This is a genomic window from Pseudomonas sp. V98_8 (genome assembly GCF_029967975.1).
Lineage (GTDB): Bacteria > Pseudomonadota > Gammaproteobacteria > Pseudomonadales > Pseudomonadaceae > Aquipseudomonas > Aquipseudomonas umsongensis.
Genome location: NZ_JASCAE010000091.1, coordinates 1 through 21644 on the forward strand (window position 1 = coordinate 1; position 21644 = coordinate 21644).

A 21644-nucleotide genomic window follows, 5' to 3' on the forward strand; every position below is an offset into this window, starting at 1 on the left:
TGTAGATCGCAGTCTTCTGGCCCGCAGTGATGGTGACGGTCTTGCCGTTGCTCAGGCTAACCACCAGGTTGTCGGCGAGGACGCGGTTGATGGACACGGTGAAGGTCGGTGCATGGCCTTCGGTGACGTCGCCGTTGGCGACGATGCCGACGGTGACCTTGTTGGCATCGCCTTTTGCGTCGTCGCTGATGGTCACGCTGGTTTTGTCGCTGCCGAGCACCAGGTTCTCGTAGTTGTTGCTGCCGCTGACACCGGTCAACTGATTGTCGATGACAACAGGCTGATCAACGTACAGGTTGTCCGGCACCGGTACGCTGGTGCTGCCGCTGGTTTGGTTGGCAGCGACATTGATGACGGTGCCGTCTTTCAGGGTGAAAGTCAGGCCGCCGTGGTTGTTCACCGGCAAGCCGTCAGCGTTGCTCAGGGTCACGGTGTAGGTGATCTGGCCACCTTCGCTGACGCTGGTGCTGTCCACGGTCAGCTTGGCCACCACGTCATTGGTGGTGTCGGTGGTGTTCACCGTGGCCGTGGAGTTGTCGATCACCAGATTCTCGAAGGTCTTGCCGGCCACGGAGGCGCCGGTGACGTTCAAGGTCTGGGACGATGGATCTTGGTAGACGTCTTCGCCATTGACATCACCGGTGTAGATCGCAGTCTTCTGGCCCGCAGTGATGGTGACGGTCTTGCCGTTGCTCAGGCTAACCACCAGGTTGTCGGCGAGGACGCGGTTGATGGACACGGTGAAGGTCGGTGCATGGCCTTCGGTGACGTCGCCGTTGGCGACGATGCCGACGGTGACCTTGTTGGCATCGCCTTTTGCGTCGTCGCTGATGGTCACGCTGGTTTTGTCGCTGCCGAGCACCAGGTTTTCGTAGTTGTTGCTTCCGCTGACGGATTGCAGCTGGTTGACCACAGTCACCGGCTGGTCGACGTAGAGGTTGTCTGCGACCGGAACGCTGGTGCTGCCGCTGGTCTGGTTGGCGGCGATGTTGATCACCGTGCCGTCGGTCAGGGTGAAGCTCAGGCCGCCGTGGTTATTCACCGGCAAGCCATCGGCGTTGCTCAGGGTCACGGTGTAGGTGATCTGGCCGCCTTCGCTGACGCTGGTGCTGTCCACGGTCAGCTTGGCCACCACGTCGTTGGTGGTGTCGGTGGTGTTGACCGTGGCCGCGGAGTTGTCGATCACCAGGTTCTCGAAGGTCTTGCCGGCCACGGAGGCGCCGGTAACGTTCAGGGTCTGGGACGTCGGGTCTTGGTAGACGTCTTCGGCGTTGATATCGCCGGTGTAGATCGCGCTGGTTTGACCCGCCGTGATCACCACCGATTTCCCGTTGCTCAGGGTGACGGTGAAGTCATCGGCCAGGACGCGGTTGATGGACACGGTGTAGGTCGGCGCAGTGCCTTCGGTGACGTCGCCGTTGGCGGCGATACCCACGGTGACCTTGTTGTCGGCGCCGTTCGCTTCGTCGCTAATGGTGACGCTGGTTTTGTCGCTACCGAGCACCAGGTTTTCGTAGTTGTTGCTGCCGCTGACGGATTGCAGCTGGTTAACCACGGTCACCGGCTGGTCGACGTAGAGGTTGTCTGCGACCGGCACGCTGGTGCTGCCAGACGTTTGGTTGGCGGCGATGTTAATGGTGGTGCCGTCAGTCAAGGTGAAGGTCAACCCACCGTGGTTATTCACCGGCAGGCCGTCGGCGTTGCTCAACGTCACGGTGTAGGTGATCTGGCCACCTTCGCTGACGCTGGTGCTGTCCACGGTCAGTTTGGCCACCACGTCGTTGGTGGTGTCGGTGGTATTAACGGTTGCATCCGCACCGCTGATGACCAGGTTTTCGAAGGTCTTGCCGGCCACGGAGGCGCCGGTAACGTTCAAGGTCAGGGACGATGGGTCTTGGTAGACGTCTTCGGCGTTGGTGTCGCCGATGTAGATCGCGCTGGTTTGGCCTGCGCTGATCACCACCGACTTCCCGTTGCTCAGGGTGACGGTGAAGTCATCGGCCAGGACGCGGTTGATGCTGACGGTGAAGCTCGGCGCGTTGCCTTCCACCACGTCGCCGTTGGCGGCGATACCCACGGTGACCTTGTTGTCGGCGCCGTTCGCTTCGTCGCTAATGGTGACGCTGGTTTTGTCGCTACCGAGCACCAGGTTTTCGTAGTTGTTGCTGCCAGTGACACCGGTCAACTGATTGTCGATGACAACAGGCTGATCAACGTACAGGTTGTCCGGCACCGGCACGCTGGTGCTGCCAGACGTTTGGTTGGCGGCGATGTTAATGGTGGTGCCGTCAGTCAAGGTGAAGGTCAACCCACCGTGGTTATTCACTGGCAGGCCGTCGGCGTTGCTCAACGTCACGGTGTAGGTGATCTGGCCACCTTCGCTGACGCTGGTGTTGTCCACGGTCAGCTTGGCCACCACGTCGTTGGTGGTGTCGGTGGTGTTGACCGTGGCCGCGGAGTTGTCGATCACCAGGTTCTCGAAGGTCTTGCCGGCCACGGAGGCGCCGGTAACGTTCAGGGTCTGGGACGTCGGGTCTTGGTAGACGTCTTCGGCGTTGATATCGCCGCTGTAGATCGCGCTGGTTTGACCCGCCGTGATCACCACCGATTTCCCGTTGCTCAGGGTGACGGTGAAGTCATCGGCCAGGACGCGGTTGATGGACACGGTAAAGGTCGGCGCAGTGCCTTCGGTGACGTCGCCGTTGGCGGCGATACCCACGGTGACCTTGTTGTCGGCGCCGTTCGCTTCGTCGCTAATGGTGACGCTGGTGGTATCGCTGTCGAGCACCAGGTTTTCGTAGTTGTTGCTGCCGCTGACACCGGTCAATTGATTGTCGATAACGACAGGTTGATCAACATACAGGTTGTTCGGCACCGGTACGCTGGTGCTGCCAGACGTTTGGTTGGCGGCGATGTTGATCACCGTGCCGTCGGTCAGGGTGAAGCTCAGGCCGCCGTGGTTATTCACCGGCAGGCCGTCGGCGTTGCTCAACGTCACGGTGTAGGTGATCTGGCCGCCTTCGCTGACGCTGGTGCTGTCCACGGTCAGCTTGGCCACCACGTCGTTGGTGGTGTCGGTTGTATTAACGGTTGCATCCGCACCGCTGATGACCAGGTTTTCGAAGGTCTTGCCGGCCACGGAGGCGCCGGTGACGTTCAAGGTCTGGGACGACGGATCTTGGTACACGTCTTCGGCGTTGGTATCGCCGCTGTAGATCGCGCTGGTTTGACCCGCCGTGATCACCACCGATTTGCCGTTGCTCAGGGTGACGGTGAAGTCATCGGCCAGGACGCGGTTGATGCTGACGGTGAAGCTCGGCGCGTTGCCTTCCACCACGTCGCCGTTGGCGGCGATACCCACGGTGACCTTGTTGTCGGCGCCGTTTGCGTCGTCGCTGATGGTGACGCTGGTTTTGTCGCTGCCGAGCACCAGGTTTTCGTAGTTGTTGCTGCCGCTGACACCGGTCAATTGATTGTCGATAACGACAGGTTGATCAACATACAGGTTGTTCGGCACCGGTACGCTGGTGCTGCCAGACGTTTGGTTGGCGGCGATGTTGATCACCGTGCCGTCGGTCAGGGTGAAGCTCAGGCCGCCGTGGTTATTCACCGGCAGGCCGTCGGCGTTGCTCAACGTCACGGTGTAGGTGATCTGGCCACCTTCGCTGACGCTGGTGTTGTCCACGGTCAGCTTGGCCACCACGTCATTGGTGGTGTCGGTGGTGTTCACCGTGGCCGCGGAGTTGTCGATCACCAGGTTCTCGAAGGTCTTGCCGGCCACGGAGGCGCCGGTGACGTTCAAGGTCTGGGACGATGGGTCTTGGTAGACGTCTTCGGCGTTGGTGTCGCCGCTGTAGATCGCGCTGGTTTGGCCTGCGCTGATCACCACCGATTTGCCGTTGCTCAGGGTGACGGTGAAGTCATCGGCCAGGACGCGGTTGATGCTGACGGTGAAGCTCGGCGCGTTGCCTTCCACCACGTCGCCGTTGGCGGCGATACCCACGGTGACCTTGTTGTCGGCGCCGTTCGCTTCGTCGCTGATGGTGACGCTGGTTTTGTCGCTGCCGAGCACCAGGTTTTCGTAGTTGTTGCTGCCGCTGACGGATTGCAGCTGGTTAACCACGGTCACCGGCTGGTCGACGTAGAGGTTGTCTGCGACCGGCACGCTGGTGCTGCCAGACGTTTGGTTGGCGGCGATGTTAATGGTGGTGCCGTCAGTCAAGGTGAAGGTCAACCCACCGTGGTTATTCACCGGCAAGCCATCGGCATTGCTCAACGTCACGGTGTAGGTGATCTGGCCACCTTCGCTGACGCTGGTGCTGTCCACGGTCAGTTTGGCCACCACGTCGTTGGTGGTGTCGGTGGTGTTGACCGTGGCCGCGGTGTTGTCGATCACCAGATTCTCGAAGGTCTTGCCGGCCACGGAGGCACCGGTGACGTTCAGGGTCTGGGACGTCGGGTCTTGGTAGACGTCTTCGGCGTTGGTATCGCCGCTGTAGATCGCGCTGGTTTGGCCTGCGCTGATCACCACCGACTTCCCGTTGCTCAGGGTGACGGTGAAGTCATCGGCCAGGACGCGGTTGATGGACACGGTAAAGGTCGGCGCAGTGCCTTCGGTGACGTCGCCGTTGGCGGCGATACCCACGGTGACCTTGTTGTCGGCGCCGTTCGCTTCGTCGCTAATGGTGACGCTGGTTTTGTCGCTACCGAGCACCAGGTTTTCGTAGTTGTTGCTGCCAGTGACACCGGTCAACTGATTGTCGATGACAACAGGCTGATCAACGTACAGGTTGTCCGGCACCGGCACGCTGGTGCTGCCAGACGTTTGGTTGGCGGCGATGTTAATGGTGGTGCCGTCAGTCAAGGTGAAGGTCAACCCACCGTGGTTATTCACCGGCAAGCCATCGGCATTGCTCAACGTCACGGTGTAGGTGATCTGGCCGCCTTCGCTGACGCTGGTGCTGTCCACGGTCAGTTTGGCCACCACGTCGTTGGTGGTGTCGGTGGTGTTGACCGTGGCCGCGGAGTTGTCGATCACCAGGTTCTCGAAGGTCTTGCCGGCCACGGAGGCGCCGATAACGTTCAGGGTCTGGGACGACGGGTCTTGGTAGACGTCTTCGGCGTTGGTATCGCCGCTGTAGATCGCGCTGGTTTGGCCTGCGCTGATCACCACCGATTTCCCGTTGCTCAGGGTGACGGTGAAGTCATCGGCCAAAGCGCGGTTGATGGACACGGTAAAGGTCGGCGCAGTGCCTTCGGTGACGTCGCCGTTGGCGCTGAGGGCCACGGTGACCTTGTTGCCGGCACCGTTTGCGTCGTCACTGATGGTGACGCTGGTGGTGTCGCTGCCGAGCACCAGGTTTTCATAGTTGTTGCTGCCGCTGACACCGGTCAACTGATTGTCGATGACAACAGGTTGATCAACGTACAGGTTGTCGGGCACCGGAACGCTGGTGCTGCCGCTGGTCTGGTTGGCAGCGACGTTGATCACCGTGCCGTCTTTCAGGGTGAAAGTCAGGCCGCCGTGGTTGTTCACCGGCAAGCCGTCAGCGTTGCTCAATGTCACGGTGTAAGTGATCTGGCCACCTTCGCTGACGCTGGTGCTGTCCACGGTCAGCTTGGCCACTACGTCGTTGGTGGTGTCGGTGATGAGCACCGAAGCCGGATTGCCAATGACCAGATTTTCCAGCGCAGTGCCACCGGAAGTGGCGCCGTTGACGCCGAGCGTTACGGTGCTGCCATCCTTGTAGACGTCATCGCCTTGAGCCGAAAGGGTGTGCACCTTTTCGGTTTCGCCAATGGCGAAGGTCACGGTCTGGCCGTTGCTCAGGGTCACGGTCAGGGCGTGATCCTGGGCCTTGTCCAGCTTGATGGTGAAGCTCGGATCCTGGTTTTCCGCCACCGAGCCATTGCCGACGATGGAGATGCCGACCTGGTCGTCTTGACCGGCCGGCTCGTCGGTGACAGTGGTTTCCAGCGCGTTCTGCCCGAGGGTCAGTTTTTCGAAATTGTCCGCACCGCTCACCGATTCCAGCTTGTTGATGATGGTAGGCTGGCCGCCGACCAGGATGTCATCCGGGGCGGTGATGGTGAACGAACCGGAAGTCGTGTTGGCCGGCACCTTGATCTGTGTGCCATCGGTCAGGGTGAAGGTCAGTTCGCCGTGATTGTTGATCGGCAGACCTGCGGCGTTGGTCAGGGTTACGGTGTAGGTGATCTGCCCGCCTTCCGCGACAGTCGTTTTATCCGCGGTGAGTGTCGCAACGACTTCGCTGATGGTATCGCTGATGACCACAGACGCCGGATTGCCAACGACCAGGTTTTCCAGGACCCTGCCATCGGCAGTCGCACCGCTGATGCCGAGGTTGACGGTGCTGCCGTCCTTATAGACGTCATCACCCTGGGCTGGCAGGGCGTAAGTGGTCTGCAACGCACCTGCGGCGATCACCACAGTCTGGCCGTTGCTCAAGGTCACGGTCAGGTCGTGATCAAGTTGTTGGTCAACCTTGATGGTGAAAGTCGGTGCGCCATTCTCCAACACGTCGCCAGCACTTTCGATGGTGACAGTGACTGCGTCGCCCGCTCCAGCCGGCTGGTCGGTGACGGTCGTGGTCAGCGTGTTCTGATCCAGGGTCAGCTGTTCGAAGTTCTCGCCACCCAGGGTCACGGATTCCAGCTTGTTGACCAGCGAGGGCTGGCCGCCCGTGAACACGTCATTGGTCGTGGCGACGATGGCCGAGCCCGTGGTGCCGTTCGCTGGAACGGTGATGGTCGTGCCGTCGGTAAGCTTGAACGTCAGCTCGCCGTGGTTGCTGATTGGTAGGCCCGCTGCATTGCTCAGGGTCACGGTATAGGTGACCAAGCCGCCTTCAACGACCGACGACTTGTCGACGGTCAGGGTGGCGATCACTTCGCTGGTGGTGTCGCCGATGTTAACTTCGGCTTCGTTGCCGATCACCAGGTTTTCAAAAGTCTGGCCGTCCACAGCGGCGGTGGTGATGCCCAGCTTGATGGACTCGCCATCTTTATAAACATCGTCACCCTGAGCCGGCAGGGCGTAGGTGGTTTGTGTCGAGCCGGCCGCGATGGTTACGGATTGGCCGTTGCTCAAAGTCACCGTCAGATCATGATCGAGCTTCTGATCGACTTTGATAATGAAGGTCGGCGCGGCATTTTCCAGCACATTGCCAGCGCTTTCGATAGTTACGGTGACCTTGTCAACGCTGTCGCTGATCTGGGTGACGGCGGGCTCGGGATTTGGCACCAGATTTTCAAAATTGCCGCCGGTAGCGCCAGTAATCGTGGTGCTGACCGTGCTGCCATTCACGTACACGTCATTGGCCGGTGTCTCAACGACCACGGTACCCGTAGTCTTGCCCGGCTCGATGGTAATGACCGAGCCATTGCTCAAGGTCACGGTCACCGGCGTTCCGGCCGGGTTGGTCAAGGTCGCGGTGTAGGTGATCGACCCCCCTTCGACCACGGCGCCGGTCGCGGTGAGCGTCAGGCCAGTGGTGTCTGGCGAGTCGGTGATGGTGGTCACGGCAGGCGTGGTGCTGGGCACCAGGTTTTCAAAGTTACCGCCGGTAGCGCCAGTAATCGTGGTGCTGACCGTACTGCCATTCACGTACACATCATTGGCCGGTGTCTCAACGACCACGGTACCCGTAGTCTTGCCCGCCTCGATGGTAATGACCGAGCCATTGCTCAAGGTCACGGTCACCGGCGTTCCGGCCGGGTTGGTCAAGGTCGCGGTGTAGGTGATCGACCCACCTTCGACCACGGCGCCGGTCGCGGTGAGCGTCAGGCCAGTGGTGTCTGGCGAGTCGGTGATGGTGGTCACGGCAGGCGTGGTGCTGGGCACCAGGTTTTCAAAGTTACCGCCGGTAGCGCCAGTAATCGTGGTGCTGACCGTGCTGCCATTCACGTACACGTCATTGGCCGGTGTCTCAACGACCACGGTACCCGTAGTCTTGCCCGCTTCGATGGTAATGACCGAGCCATTGCTCAAGGTCACGGTCACCGGCGTTCCGGCCGGGTTGGTCAAGGTCGCGGTGTAGGTGATCGACCCACCTTCGACCACGACACCGGTCGCGGTGAGCGAAACCCCGGTGGTGTCTGGCGAATCGGTGATACTGGTCACGGCAGGCGTGGTGCTGGGCACCAGGTTTTCAAAGTTACCGCCGGTAGCGCCAGTAATCGTGGTGCTGACCGTGCTGCCATTCACGTACACATCATTGGCCGGTGTCTCAACGACCACGGTACCCGTAGTCTTGCCCGCTTCGATGGTAATGACCGAGCCATTGCTCAAGGTCACGGTCACCGGCGTTCCGGCCGGGTTGGTCAAGGTCGCGGTGTAGGTGATCGACCCCCCTTCGACCACGGCGCCGGTCGCGGTGAGCGTCAGGCCGGTGGTGTCTGGCGAATCGGTGATACTGGTCACGGCAGGCGTGGTGCTGGGCACCAGGTTTTCAAAGTTACCGCCGGTAGCGCCAGTAATCGTGGTGCTGACCGTACTGCCATTCACGTACACGTCATTGGCCGGGGTTTCAACGACCACGGTACCCGTAGTCTTGCCCGCTTCGATGGTAATGACCGAGCCGTTGCTCAAGGTCACGGTCACCGGTGTGCCGGCCGGGTTGGTCAAGGTCGCGGTGTAGGTGATCGAACCGCCTTCAGCCACGGCGCCGGTCGCGGTGAGCGTCAGGCCGGTGGTGTCAACGGTGTCGGTGACCTGAGTTACGGCTGGAACCGTTGGAGGAATGACCACTATTGCGCCGCCGGTAATGCCGGTGACAGTGACCGAGATCTGGGTCGCATCCTTATAAACGGTGTCGTTCGGCGCGAGCGGAACGTTCACGGTGCCGGTGGTTTGACCGGCGGCGACGATGATCACTGCACCATTGGACAGCGTAATGGTCAGGTCGGTCAGGGGCGCCTGGCTCAGAGTCGCGGTGTAGACCAGCATGCCGCCGGCCTCGGTGATTGTCGGAGTGGCGCTCAGGCTCAGTGTCGACTGGAGCGGGTCATTGGCATTCGCATTGTTGTTGGTCGACTGGCCGCCCGGGGTCTCCAGGGTGACCTGCGCCGCGGAATCGAGGCCTTCGGTCGGGAAACCAATGGTTGGGTCTACACGGCCAGCGGTGGCGTCCAGCATCACGAAACTATGGCCACCGCCAGCTGCGCCGCCAGTGCCTGCCGCCGCTGGCCCGGCCGCGGTCGGTTCAAGAACCTTGGTCGGGTCGGCGCCAGCAGCGATGGCTTGCTGCAGTTCTTCAACGGAGGGCGCGGCCTGTGCTGTGGCTGCTGCCAGGTCGGTGCTGGAGTCCGGAGCGCTGCCGCTCCACTGAGTATCGCGGCCCAGATCCAAAGTCCGGCCATCCGCCAACTCGAGCGTAACGGCCCCGGCCGCGCCCGTGTCTACCTGGTCGCCGACAAACAGGCGGTCGCCTTCAACGAGCACACGACGGATGCCCTCTGGGGACACCACGAAAACTTGACCAACAATGCTTTTGACGATGGCCACAACGCTGCTCATTGAAGACTCTCCGGTGACACGTTCAGTTGACTTCCATGACCTGAGAGGCAATCGCCTGATCAGTCTGGCCGTGCTTTTAAACTACTTGAGTGAAATATTGACGCTATAGAAGGTCAATTTATTGACTATAATCTTTCGCTATTAACTTTATGCCAAACTATTGACCTTCCTGTGGGCATCCTAAACAATCGTCCCAGTAATGTCACATTGATATTCACGCGGTGACTGCCTCACAGGATGTGACCCAGATCTGAATTTTAACTTTCCGACATACGGCCATTCCGGTTGCCATCATCCGATGCAGCGCCGCGTTCTGCAGTGATTCAAGACAAGCATTCCCCGGGAAATTCCAACTATGCGTTTGCACCTGTTCAAGGCTTTACCCTTCGCCGTTGTCGCCAGTTTTGTTCAGGCTCAGACCCTTCCGCAGGCCATGCAACAGGCGTTGGAAGTCCATCCGGAGATCCAGGCAGGTGTTAACAGTCGATTGGCTGCGGATTATCAGTTAAAAGCAGCCCAGGGGGGATACCTGCCACGGGTCGACCTGCTGGGCGGTTATGGTCGTGAAGGCACTGACAGCGTCACCACTCGAGGGGCTGGCAGCAACAACCACTGGGAAACCTTGAACCGCAGCGAGTCGAACTTGCGCCTCTCGCAAATGGTGTTTGACGGTTATGCAACGTCCAGCGAAGTGGGGCGTCAACAAGCCACCGTGAATGCTCGCGCCTACTCCCTGTTGGGCACTTCGGAGCGAACCGCTCTCACCGTGGCACAGGTGTACCTGGATGTGCTGACGCGCCGCGAATTCGTGCGCCTGGCTGAAGAGAACCTCAAGAGCCATCAACGGATTTACGACCAGATCCAGTTGCGCACCCAGCGCGGTGTTGGCAGCGGTGCGGACCTGGACCAGGCTGAGGCGCGCATGGCTCAGGCGCGCAACAACCTGATTACCGAACAAACCAATCTGGCCGATGCCGAGACCAACTTCCTCAGTGCTGTCGGGCAGATGCCAGATCAGCTTGAACGTCCGGCCCCGTTCCTGGCGCTATTGCCGGCCAGCCTGAACGAAGCCCGTGCACAGATGCTGGAAAACAGCCCGATCCTGCGCTCCGCCGAGTCCGATATCGCGGCAGCGGAAAAACAGTATGAAGCCGCCAAGTCGAGCTTCTACCCTCGTTTCGATGCCGAGCTCGGTCGTTCCGCCGACAATGACATCGATGGCCAGAACGGCCACAACAACGAATGGCAGGCCATGCTGCGCATGCGTTTCAACCTGTATGCCGGCGGCAGCAACAAGGCCGACATGGAATCGAAGTCCTACCTGTCCAACCAGGCGCTGGATATCCGCAACAACGCGTTGCGTCAATTGAACGAAGAGCTGGGCCTGGCGTGGAACGCGCAGAACAACGCCAATGCCCAGGTGCCCATTGCCCAGCAATACGTGGACCATAGCACCAGCGTGCGCACGGCCTATCAGCGCCAGTTCAGCCTCGGTGAGCGAAGCCTGCTGGACTTGCTCGACAGTGAAAACGAGTTGTTCAACGCTTCGCGCCGTTTGGCGGAGATCAAGAACATTCAGTTATTTACTCAGTATCGAATCAAGGCGACCATGGGCGAGTTGCTCAAGAGCCAGGGAGTGGTCGCACCGTTGGCATCAGTCGTGCAGAACGATGTAAAGCCAAAGGTCCAGCTGCCCGGTATGAACTGAGCAGGATCTTATTGTTCATCCGTTAGCCAAGAGTGCCGAGCGTGGAATCAGAAGCCAGTCGAGTTCATCTCATTCATGACCCACGCGCGTTGCATGACGATCCTTTGCTGGACGGCTTGCTGAGCCTTTGTACGTTGCATCAAAAGCCCGCCAGCGCGGCGATGTTGACCACGGGCCTGCCGTTACCCAAGCAACGCCTGAGCGTCGAATTGTTGCCACGCGCAGCGGCGCGCGCCGGTTTGCAAGGGCGGGTGCTGGTGCGCAAGCTGGACCAGATCCCGGCGATCGCGATGCCGGCACTGTTACTGCTCAAGGACGGTCGCAGTGCCGTGCTGCTTGGCTGGCAAGGCGACGACCAGGCCCGGCTGTTGCTCAGTGAAAGTGACGGCGGCGAGAGCCTGGTCAGTCGCGAGCTGCTGAACGACGACTACAGCGGCAAGGTGTTCTTTGCTCAACCCCAGCATAAATTCGACGTCAATCACGGCACCCTGATTCCCCGGGCGCGCTCATGGTTCCGCGACACCCTCATGCGTTCGCGCTGGCTTTACGCCGATGCCATCGCTGCCAGCTTCCTGATTAATATCATCGCCATGGCCGCGCCATTGTTCGTGATGAACGTCTACGATCGCGTGGTGCCGAACCAGGCCGAATCGACCCTGTGGGTACTGGCCATCGGTATCACCGGGGCTTACATATTCGACCTGATCCTCAAGAGCCTGCGCAGCCTCTGCCTGGACCTGGCGGGCAAGAAAACCGACCTGATCATCTCGGCGACGTTGTTCGAGCGCATCGTCGGCATGGCCATGAAGTACCGTCCGGCGCGCGTCGGCAGCTTTGCCCAGAACATCCATGAGTTCCAGAGCCTGCGCGATTTTCTTGCGTCGCTGACCCTGACCAGCCTGATCGACCTGCCTTTCACGCTGCTGATCTTCCTGGTCATCGCCATTCTGGGCGGACACCTGGTGTGGATTCCGGTGTTGGCGTTCCCGATCGCCTTGCTGATCGGCTATGCCTTGCAGAAACCCCTGGTGGCCACCATGGAGCGCACCATGGCGCTGGGCGCCGAGCGACAGTCGAGCCTGATCGAGACCCTTGCAGGGCTTGATGCGGTGAAGGTCAACAACGCTGAGAGCGAGCGCCAGTATCAGTGGGAGCAAACCATCGGCACCCTCAGTCGCCTTGAGTTGCGGGTGAAAATGCTGTCTGGCCTGGCGATGAATATCACCTTGCTGATCCAGCAACTGGCCGGCGTGATCATGATCGTCTTTGGTGTGTACCAGATCATCGCGGGCAACCTGAGCATGGGTGGCCTGATTGCCTGCTACATGCTCAGCGGTCGCGCGCTCAGCCCGCTGGCCTCGTTGTCCGGCCTGCTGACACGCTACCAGCAGGCGCGTGTCACCATGACCTCGGTCGACCAGATGATGGAATTGCCCCAGGAGCGTAATTTCGAAGAACGCCCCTTGAGCCGCAAGGTGCTGCAAGGTGCCATCGAATGCCGCCAGCTGAATTTCACCTACCCGGACCAGCAAAACCCGGCGCTGAAAAACATCAATCTCACGATCAAGCCGGGCGAGAAGATCGGCATCATCGGTCGCAGCGGCTCGGGCAAGAGCTCCCTGGCCAAGCTGGTCGTGGGCCTTTATCAGCCCGATGACGGCGCGCTGTTGGTTGACGGTGTGGATATCCGTCAGATCGACGTCAGCGAACTGCGCCACAACATTGGCTACGTGCCTCAGGATATCCAGCTACTCGCCGGTACGCTGCGCGACAACCTGGTCTCGGGTGCACGCTATGTAGAAGACGAAATGGTGCTGCAAGCCGCTGAACTGGCAGGCGTTCATGAGTTCGCCCGCTTGCACCCGCAGGGCTACGAACTGCAAGTCGGCGAGCGAGGGCAGAACCTGTCCGGCGGTCAGCGCCAGAACGTCGCCCTGGCCCGTGCATTGCTGCTCAACCCGCCGGTCCTGCTGCTCGATGAGCCAACCAGCGCCATGGACAACACCGGCGAGGAACGCCTCAAGCAACGGCTCGCCGCGGTGGTTGAAAACAAGACCGTGGTGCTGGTGACGCACCGTGCTTCGCTGCTGTCGCTGGTCGATCGCCTGATCGTCATCGACCGTGGGCAGATACTCGCCGATGGTCCGAAAGCCGTCGTGATGGAAGCGTTGAAGAAGGGGCAGATCAGTGTTGCTTAAGTCCGGCCTCAAAGGCTCCATCCGACGTTACTTCAAAGGTTCCGACTCGCTTAGGGACCAGCCTCTGCCCGAGGTCAACAAGGCGCTTATCGAAGACGCCCCGCGCGTGGTGCGGCTGACAATCTGGGCAATTATCGCCTTCTTCGTCTTCCTGATGCTCTGGGCCAACTTTGCGGTCATTGACGAAGTGACCAAGGGCGACGGCAAGGCGATTCCTTCCTCCAAGATTCAAAAGATCCAGAACCTTGAGGGCGGTATCGTCGCCGAGTTGTTCGTCAGTGAGGGGCAGATCGTCGAGGCCGGCGCGCCACTGATCCGCCTGGACGATACGCGGTTCGCCTCCAACGTCGGCGAAACCGAGGCCGACCGGCTATCGATGTTGCTTCGGGTGGAACGCTTGAGTGCTGAAGTCGATGACCGTCCGCTGAATTTTCCGGCTGACGTCTTGAAAGCGGTTCCCGGTCAGGCCGCGAGCGAAGAATCCCTGTACATCAGCCGTCGCCAGCAACTGCAAGATGAAATCGGCGGTTTGCAGGAGCAGTTGATCCAGCGTCAGCAAGAACTGCGCGAATTTACCTCCAAACAGTCCCAGTACCGCACTGCGCTGGGGTTGCAGCGCCAGGAAATCAACATGTCCGAGCCGCTGGTGGCCCAGGGTGCCGTTTCGCCCGTGGAAGTACTGCGACTCAAGCGCGCCGAGGTTGAAACCCGCGGGCAACTGGATGCCACCACCCTGGCGATCCCGCGTGCGGAGTCGGCGATCAAGGAAGTGGCGCGCAAGATCGAAGAGACCCGTGGAAAATTCCGCAGCGAGGCACTGACCCAGCTCAATGAGGCGCGCACTGACCTGAACAAGGCCCAGGCCACCGGCAAGGCGCTGGAGGATCGCGTCAGCCGGACAATGGTCACATCGCCGATGCGCGGCATCGTCAACAAGCTTCTGGTGAACACCATCGGGGGTGTGATTCAGCCAGGCAGCGACTTGGTGGAAATCGTTCCGCTGGACGATACCCTGCTGGTGGAAGCCAAGATCCGCCCACAGGATATCGCCTTCCTGCACCCTGGGCAGGAGGCGACAGTGAAATTCACCGCCTATGACTACACCATCTACGGTGGGCTCAAGGCCAGGCTCGAGCAGATCGGTGCGGACACGATCACCGACGAAGACAAGAAGACCACCTACTACGTCATCAAGCTGCGCACGGAGCGCAGCCACCTGGGGACGGATGAAAAGCCCCTGTTGATCATTCCGGGCATGGTGGCGTCGGTGGATATCATCACAGGCAAGAAGACCGTTCTGAGTTACCTGCTCAAACCGATCATCCGGGCTCGCGCCGAGGCATTGCACGAGCGGTGATTCGTTGGTACGGCTGATTGGCCTCTTCGCTGGCAAGCCAGCTCCCACCGGATCCCGCGGTACCTTGTAGGAGCTGGCTTGCCAGCGAAGGGACCCGTAAGGCTATTACAAGATTCAAGACCGCCTTCGCCGGCAAGCAGGCTTCTACACCTACAAGGGTGCGGCATTTCAAAAGCCATATCGTTATTCGTTAACGGTATTTAAATTTCTATTCTTATATCTATAAAGTCACTCTCCTGCGTACCTGCCGACCAATCGGCGCGCCGCACGACACGAACCAACACGGGACCTCCGTGAGTTTCTGATCGACGCGCGCGCCTTTGAGCGTGCCGTGCGTGGGAGTGATTTATGTCTGCAGCTTCACCATCGCCAAGCATCGCGCCACAATCTTTCGACATCCGCCCGTTCAGCGGTGCGGTGGGCGCCGAAATCATCGGCCTCGATTTGTCCCGCCCGGTCAATGACCAGGACTTCGCGCGCATTCACCGCGCGCACCTGGACCATCACGTGGTGGTGTTCCGCGACCAACGCATTACCCCTGAGCAGCAAATCGATTTCAGCCGCCGTTTCGGTGTGCTGCAGATCCATGTGCTCAAGCAATTCCTGCTGGCCGGGCACCCGGAAATCCTCATCGTTTCCAACATCATCGAAAACGGCCAATCCATCGGCCTGGGTGACGCCGGCAAGTTCTGGCACTCCGACCTTTCCTATAAAGAACTGCCAAGCCTGGGCTCAATGCTGCATGCCCAGGAACTGCCGTCCGAAGGCGGCGACACGCTATTTGCCGACATGCACAAAGCCTGGGGCAGCCTGCCCGAGGCATTACGCAAAGCCGTTGAAGGTCGCTCGGCCGCCCACTCCTACACGGCGCGCTACAGCGAGACCAAATTCGAGGGGAACTGGCGCCCGACCCTGACCCCGGAACAACTGGCCCAGGTTGCCGAAGTCATTCACCCGGTGGTGCGCACCCACCCGGAAAACGGGCGCAAGGCGTTGTTCGTCAGCGAGGGTTTCACCACCCGCATCGTTGGCCTTCCGGAAGACGAGAGCAAGCAATTGCTCGACGAGCTCTACGCCCACAGCGTGTTGCCGCAAAACATCTATCGCCACCAGTGGCAGCCCCATGACCTGGTGTTCTGGGACAACCGATCGCTGATCCACCTCGCCGCCGGATGCCCCAGCCATCTGCGCCGCAAGCTGTATCGCACCACCATCCAGGGCGACGCGCCTTTCTGATTTGTCGGAGATTTGACCATGTCCAAACGTCTACCCTTTGCACCGCTGGCCGCGGCAATCGGCTTGGGGTTCAGTCTGATCGCCGGCAGCCTGGTCGCACCGACCGTGGCCCAGGCCGAAGGTGAAATACGCATCGCCGAACAGTTCGGCATCGTTTACCTGCTGCTCAACGTGGTGCGCGATCAGAACCTGATCGAGAAGTACGGCAAGCAGCAAGGCATCGACATCAAGGTCGACTGGACGCAGCTCTCCGGTGGTGCCGCGGTCAACGATGCGCTGCTCTCCGGCTCCATCGATATCGCGGGTGCCGGCGTCGGCCCGCTGCTGACCATCTGGGACCGCACCCACGGCAAGCAGAACGTCAAGGCCGTGGCCTCCCTGGGCAACTTCCCGTACTACCTGGTCAGCAACAATCCCAAGGTCAAGACCATTGCCGACTTCACCGAGAAGGACCGTATCGCGGTTCCGGCGGTGGGCGTGTCGGTGCAGTCGCGCTTCCTGCAATATGCCGCCGCCAAGCAGTGGGGCGACAAGGAATTCAACCGCCTCGACAAGTACACCATCGCCGTGCCGCACCCGGATGCCACGGCAGCGTTGATCGCCGGCGGTACCGAGCTGAGCGGGCACTTCTCCAACCCGCCATTCCAGGATCAGGCGCTGGCCAATCCAAACGTGCATGTGGTGCTCAACACCTATGATTTGCTGGGCCCGAACTCGCCGACTGTGTTGTTCGCCACCGAAAAATTCCGCAATGAAAACCCGAAAACCTACAAAGCCTTCGTCGACGCGCTGACTGAAGCCGCGACCTTTGCCCAGAACGATAAAGGCGCGGCAGCGGATACCTACATTCGCGTCACCAAGGCCAAGATCGACCGCGCCGAGCTGCTGAAAATCATCGACAACCCGCAGTTCGAATTCAGCGTCACGCCAAAAAATACCTACCCCCTGGCCGAGTTCCTCTACCGCGTGGGCGCGATCAAAAACAAACCGGATTCGTGGAAGGACTACTTCTTCCAGGACGCCAAACCGCTGCAAGGGAGCTGACCGACATGAACGCCCCTTTGCAAGGCCACACGGTCAGCAAACCGAACGTCTGCGCCCAAGCGTTGCTGTCGGTCGATAACGTCAGCCTGGAATACCGCACGCCCCAGCGGGTGGTGCGTGCCACGCACCAGGTCAGCTTCGAGGTCGACCCTGCGGATCGCTTTGTGCTTCTTGGGCCGTCCGGGTGCGGCAAGTCGACATTGCTCAAGGCTGCCGCGGGATTCATCCAGCCAGTCGAAGGCGAGATCCGTCTGCAAGGCCAGCGCGTCCATGCGCCAGGGCCTGACCGGATCGTGGTGTTCCAGGAGTTCGATCAACTGCCACCGTGGAAAACCGTCAAGCAGAACGTGATGTTCCCGCTGCTGGCTTCGAAAACTCTCAAGCGCAAGGAAGCCGAAGAGCGGGCGTTGCACTACTTGGACAAGGTCGGTCTGGCGGCGTTTGCCGATGCCTATCCGCACACCCTGTCAGGCGGCATGAAGGCGCGGGTCGCCATCGCCCGGGCCTTGGCGATGCAGCCGAAAATCCTCTTGATGGACGAACCCTTCGCCGCGCTCGACGCCCTGACCCGACGCAAAATGCAGGAAGAATTGCTGCTGCTCTGGGAGGAGGTGCGCTTCACACTGCTGTTCGTCACGCACTCCATCGAAGAAGCGTTGGTGGTGGGCAATCGCATCCTGCTGCTGTCGCCGCATCCGGGGCGCGTGCGTGCCGAAGTCCACAGCCATCAATACGACTTGCACAGCCTGGGCGGCGTGGCATTCCAGGAGTCGGCGCGGCGCATCCATCGGTTGTTGTTCGATGAAGGCCAGTCGCCGGGAACCGAGCGCGAGCTGGATTTCGCCGACATCCGCATTGCTTATTGAGCCAGTTTGAGAGGAGGGCCCGATGAGCCATTTATCATCCCCGCGTGAAGAATTCGAAACGGTTTTGCAGCCACTGACCAGCGTACCGCTGGAGCGCGAGCTGCCGCTTGGCCAACGCCTGTGGCAACAGGGTTGGCTGCGCAAAAGCCTGATCCTGGTTTTGCTCGCCGTACTCTGGGAAGCCGTTGCCCGTTATCAAAATAACGATCTGCTGTTGCCGAGTTTTGTGCAGACCACACATGCGCTGTACGACGGCCTGCTCAGCGGCGAATTGCTGGGCAAAGTGTGGATTTCCCTGGTGGTGCTGCTCAAGGGCTACCTGATCGGGATCGTCCTTGCGTTCGCCCTGACGACTTTGGCGGTGTCGACGCAATTGGGTCGCGACCTGCTCAGCACCCTGACCTCGATGTTCAACCCGTTGCCAGCGATTGCCCTGCTGCCGCTGGCGTTGCTGTGGTTCGGCCTGGGGCAGAACAGCCTGATCTTCGTACTGGTGCATTCGGTGCTCTGGGCCCTGGCGCTCAATACCTACGCAGGCTTTCTCGGCGTCTCGGAAACCCTGCGCATGGCCGGTCGCAATTACGGCCTCAAGGGCCTGCGCCTGGTGCTGTTCATCCTGATCCCGGCAGCACTGCCATCGATCCTCGCCGGCTTGAAAATCGGCTGGGCCTTTGCCTGGCGCACGTTGATCGCGGCCGAACTGGTGTTTGGCGCGACCAGCGGCAAGGGCGGTTTGGGCTGGTACATCTTCCAGAATCGTAATGAGCTGTACACGGACAAGGTGTTTGCCGGGTTGGCGGTGGTGATTCTAATTGGGTTGCTGGTGGAGAATCTGGTGTTTGATTCGTTGGAAAGGGTGACGGTGAAGCGGTGGGGGATGCAGCGCTGATCCGTTGAGTCTGCCTGTCAATGATTTGCTAGCATTGCGCCTGAATCAACCCTGATAAGGCACGAGTGCTCACCATGCAACTACCAGACATGAACCTCCTGGTCGCCCTCGACGCCCTGCTCGACGAGGGAAGTGTGGTGGGCGCCGCGCGGCGAATGAACCTCAGCCCGGCGGCCATGAGCCGCACCTTGACGCGTATCCGCGAAGCCATTGGTGATCCGATCCTGGTGCGAGCCGGCCGTGGCCTGGTGCCGACGCCGAAGGCGCTGGAGTTGCGCGAGCAGGTGCGGGACGTGGTGGAGCAGGCCGCGCACCTGTTCCACTCGGCCAGGGTTGTGGATCTGGGCAGCCTGCGTCGGCGCTTCAGTATCCGGGCCAATGATTTTTTCATCGGCATCTACGGCGGCAAGCTGTTCGACACCATGGAGCGTCAGGCTCCGCATTGTGAATTGCGTTTTGCGCCGGAGGGCGATGGCGATGATGAGGCCCTGCGCGAGGGTCGCATCGATCTGAGCGTCAGCAACAACCGGCCGTTGATGCCGGAAGTGAAGGTGCAGAATTTGTTCTCCACCCAATTTGTCGGCTTGGTGCGCGAGGATCACCCCTTGCTCGATCAAGAAATCACCGCAGAACGTTTTGCTGGCTATTCCCATATCAGCATGTCCCGTCGCGGGATCGCTCGCGGGCCGATCGATGCGGCGCTCAACGCCTTGGGGCTGGAGCGGCGAGTGGCGGTGATTGCGCCAAGTTTCCACGCGGCGATGTTTGCCTTGCCCGACTCCGACCTGATTCTGCCGGTGCCCAGGGAGACGCTGTTGAGCGTGCGCCGACTGGGGTTGAAGTTGCGCTCGTTCACCTTGCCCATTCCATTGCCGACTATCGTGCTTAACCAGGCTTGGCACCCGCGCTTCGACAATGACCCCGCTCACCGCTGGCTGCGTGAAACGCTGAAAGCCTGCTGTGACGAAACGTGGCTCGCCGCTCAGCCTGTCTTGGGATGAGCGATGCCCCTGTGGGAGCGACCTTTGTGGTGAGGGGATTTATCCCCGTTGGGTCGCGCAGCGGCCCCTGAAAATGGGACTGCTGCGCTGTCCAACGGGGATAAATCCCCTCGCCACAAAGGCGCGCTCTCACAAGGACTTCCATCGTTGCGTATAGCGCACTTATAACCTGTAGATAAGTCAGTTTTCGTCAGGCCCTTCTGCGCTGGTGATTTTGTTTGAGTTGTTAGTGGAGAGTCTGGTGCTGCGGTAGGGTTTCATGCTGGTAACATAGATTTTCATGGCATAAGCCCAATCATCGAATGTTCGCGAGAGGACATTGCATTAATTTTAGCTCCTGACTTTAACGCGGGTGGCGGCGTATATCCGAGGCATTTGGATTATTTACAGTGGGATACCGCTGATGATGAGAGCGAATTTGGATATTTCTATGTCCGGTGGAAGACGTATCTTCCACCCATCCGCCACCGGTAGGGTTATTACCCGCTATTCTATATTGCGTGAAGACTGGGGTGGAATCACCGGGAGAGGTGTGAGACCTGAGATCGCGCCCCGACGAACCGGTGCCTCCACCACCCTTAATTCGAGCAAACTCAATACTTCTCCCATGTACTCCACCATTACTCGTCCATTTGTCTCCATTAGAGAATAAAGAGGCTTCAATTGAGTCTGGTGTATTTCTGGGGGGTCTAAGGTTGGGATTATCGATACCGCGCGCCCTCGGTTGTGGGGCGGCCATAGCTACTGGCCATTTCCCTCCGACGCTATGCCCTGATTGCTCAGGGAGGCTTGCTGTATTAGCGCGAAGACGCCAAGGTGGAAGCGAGTATAAGTGTGTTCCCAACTCGCTCAAAAAAGATGGAGAGGGAGAAGGCTTGACGTTGTTGAGGCTTTGAATACGGGCTGACTTTAGCATATTAAGTGCTCCTGAGAGGTCCAAGTTTTCCAAAGGCACTGGTCGACTTTTCCCAAGACCAAATCCACCTTCTTTGATGGAGGTAAACAGGCTTTTCAGACCTCCAATATGCCCCGTCGGATCCGATCTATTAACCGGGTCCCCTACGCAATACATATAAGCATTCAAGCCGCCCCCGCCAAATGGGCTCCAACTGTCCGGACTGTGGAACCGCATCAGCCGAGGGTTGTAAGCACGGTATCCATTACCCAGCAAATACCAGCCGATCCTCGCTTCGCGTATTTGGCCGTTGAAACCCAGCCGGTCCTTGTCTTCCTGCTGCGCGGATTGCTCGCCATAAGCCGAGTAGGCGATGGGATTATGCTTACCATCAACAATGGCACCAATGATTGAAAGGCTATTGTCGGCTGCCAACAATGTCGTGCGTTGCCACGTGCAAGTATTTTGATCAGCAATTTTGAGTTGAGGCATGGCGATGGCCGCCGATTTATGGTCGAGGGATTTAGTTTTACACCTCAAGTCCTCTATCGAGAACTATCAGAACTGATAGTGATTCCCGCCGCTCGTTTGGACCAGATAACAAAAGGGATATTTGCCAGCATTGCGCCTGAATCAATCCTTATCAGTCACGAGTGCTTGTGATGTAACTACGAGGCCTGGCATCCGCGCTTCGACAATGATCCGCTCACCGCTGGCTGCGTGAAACGCTGAAAGCTTGCTGTGACGAGACGTGGCTGGCAGCGCAACCGGTGGTGAGTTGAACCAATGAACCTGTGGGAGCGAGCCTGCTCGCGATAGCGGGGTGTCAGTCAACGGTGATGGTGAATGTTACGACCCTTTCGCGAGCAGGCTCGCTTGTATGGTAGGACTTGAAGGGAGGAGGAGGGACAA

The 21644-nt window shown here is 59.7% G+C and carries 10 protein-coding genes and 1 pseudogene; 9 read left to right on the plus strand and 2 right to left on the minus strand.

From position 1 onward, the window contains the following. Positions 1-9538: retention module-containing protein (locus tag QLG10_RS28165; protein WP_282488390.1), on the minus strand; the 9538-nt coding region annotated here is incomplete at its 3' end. Positions 9539-9893: 355 nt separating this feature from the next. Between QLG10_RS28165 and QLG10_RS28170 the strand changes: the two genes are divergently transcribed. The 8 genes from QLG10_RS28170 to QLG10_RS28205 all read left to right on the plus strand — a co-directional run bounded on the left by QLG10_RS28170 (position 9894) and on the right by QLG10_RS28205 (position 19837). Next, the gene (locus QLG10_RS28170; RefSeq protein WP_282488391.1) at positions 9894-11246 is read left to right on the plus strand and encodes a TolC family outer membrane protein; all 1353 of its coding nucleotides are present in this window, start codon (positions 9894-9896) and stop codon (positions 11244-11246) included. Between the two features lie 41 nt (positions 11247-11287). Continuing rightward, complete coding sequence (locus QLG10_RS28175) at positions 11288-13444, plus strand: type I secretion system permease/ATPase (protein WP_282488392.1); 2157 nt, start codon at positions 11288-11290, stop codon at positions 13442-13444. Continuing rightward, the gene (locus QLG10_RS28180) at positions 13434-14801 is read left to right on the plus strand and encodes an HlyD family type I secretion periplasmic adaptor subunit (protein WP_188265232.1); all 1368 of its coding nucleotides are present in this window, start codon (positions 13434-13436) and stop codon (positions 14799-14801) included. Before QLG10_RS28175 ends, QLG10_RS28180 begins: the two co-directional genes overlap by 11 nt. A gap of 348 nt (positions 14802-15149) precedes the next feature. Then, positions 15150-16037: a TauD/TfdA family dioxygenase gene (locus QLG10_RS28185; protein WP_110751757.1), complete on the plus strand. Its 888-nt coding sequence runs from the start codon at positions 15150-15152 to the stop codon at positions 16035-16037. A gap of 18 nt (positions 16038-16055) precedes the next feature. Beyond that, positions 16056-17081 carry an ABC transporter substrate-binding protein gene (locus tag QLG10_RS28190; protein WP_188265231.1) on the plus strand — a complete coding sequence of 342 codons (1026 nt, stop codon included), beginning with the start codon at positions 16056-16058 and terminating at the stop codon, positions 17079-17081. A gap of 5 nt (positions 17082-17086) precedes the next feature. Beyond that, positions 17087-17947, plus strand: a complete 861-nt coding sequence (locus QLG10_RS28195; protein WP_188265230.1) for an ABC transporter ATP-binding protein — start codon at positions 17087-17089, stop codon at positions 17945-17947. A gap of 22 nt (positions 17948-17969) precedes the next feature. Beyond that, positions 17970-18836: an ABC transporter permease gene (locus tag QLG10_RS28200; protein WP_110751761.1), complete on the plus strand. Its 867-nt coding sequence runs from the start codon at positions 17970-17972 to the stop codon at positions 18834-18836. Between the two features lie 74 nt (positions 18837-18910). Then, the gene (locus QLG10_RS28205; RefSeq protein WP_110751762.1) at positions 18911-19837 is read left to right on the plus strand and encodes a LysR family transcriptional regulator; all 927 of its coding nucleotides are present in this window, start codon (positions 18911-18913) and stop codon (positions 19835-19837) included. A 343-nt stretch (positions 19838-20180) separates the two neighbouring features. On the opposite strand, the gene QLG10_RS28210 is transcribed toward QLG10_RS28205, so the two are convergent. Then, the gene (locus QLG10_RS28210; RefSeq protein ID WP_282488393.1) at positions 20181-21224 is read right to left on the minus strand and encodes an RHS repeat-associated core domain-containing protein; all 1044 of its coding nucleotides are present in this window, start codon (positions 21222-21224) and stop codon (positions 20181-20183) included. Positions 21225-21404: 180 nt separating this feature from the next. On the opposite strand from QLG10_RS28210, the pseudogene QLG10_RS28215 reads away from it, so the two are divergent. Next, positions 21405-21514, plus strand: a pseudogene (locus QLG10_RS28215) (LysR family transcriptional regulator); the annotation flags it as partial. Between the last annotated feature and the right edge of the window lie 130 nt (positions 21515-21644).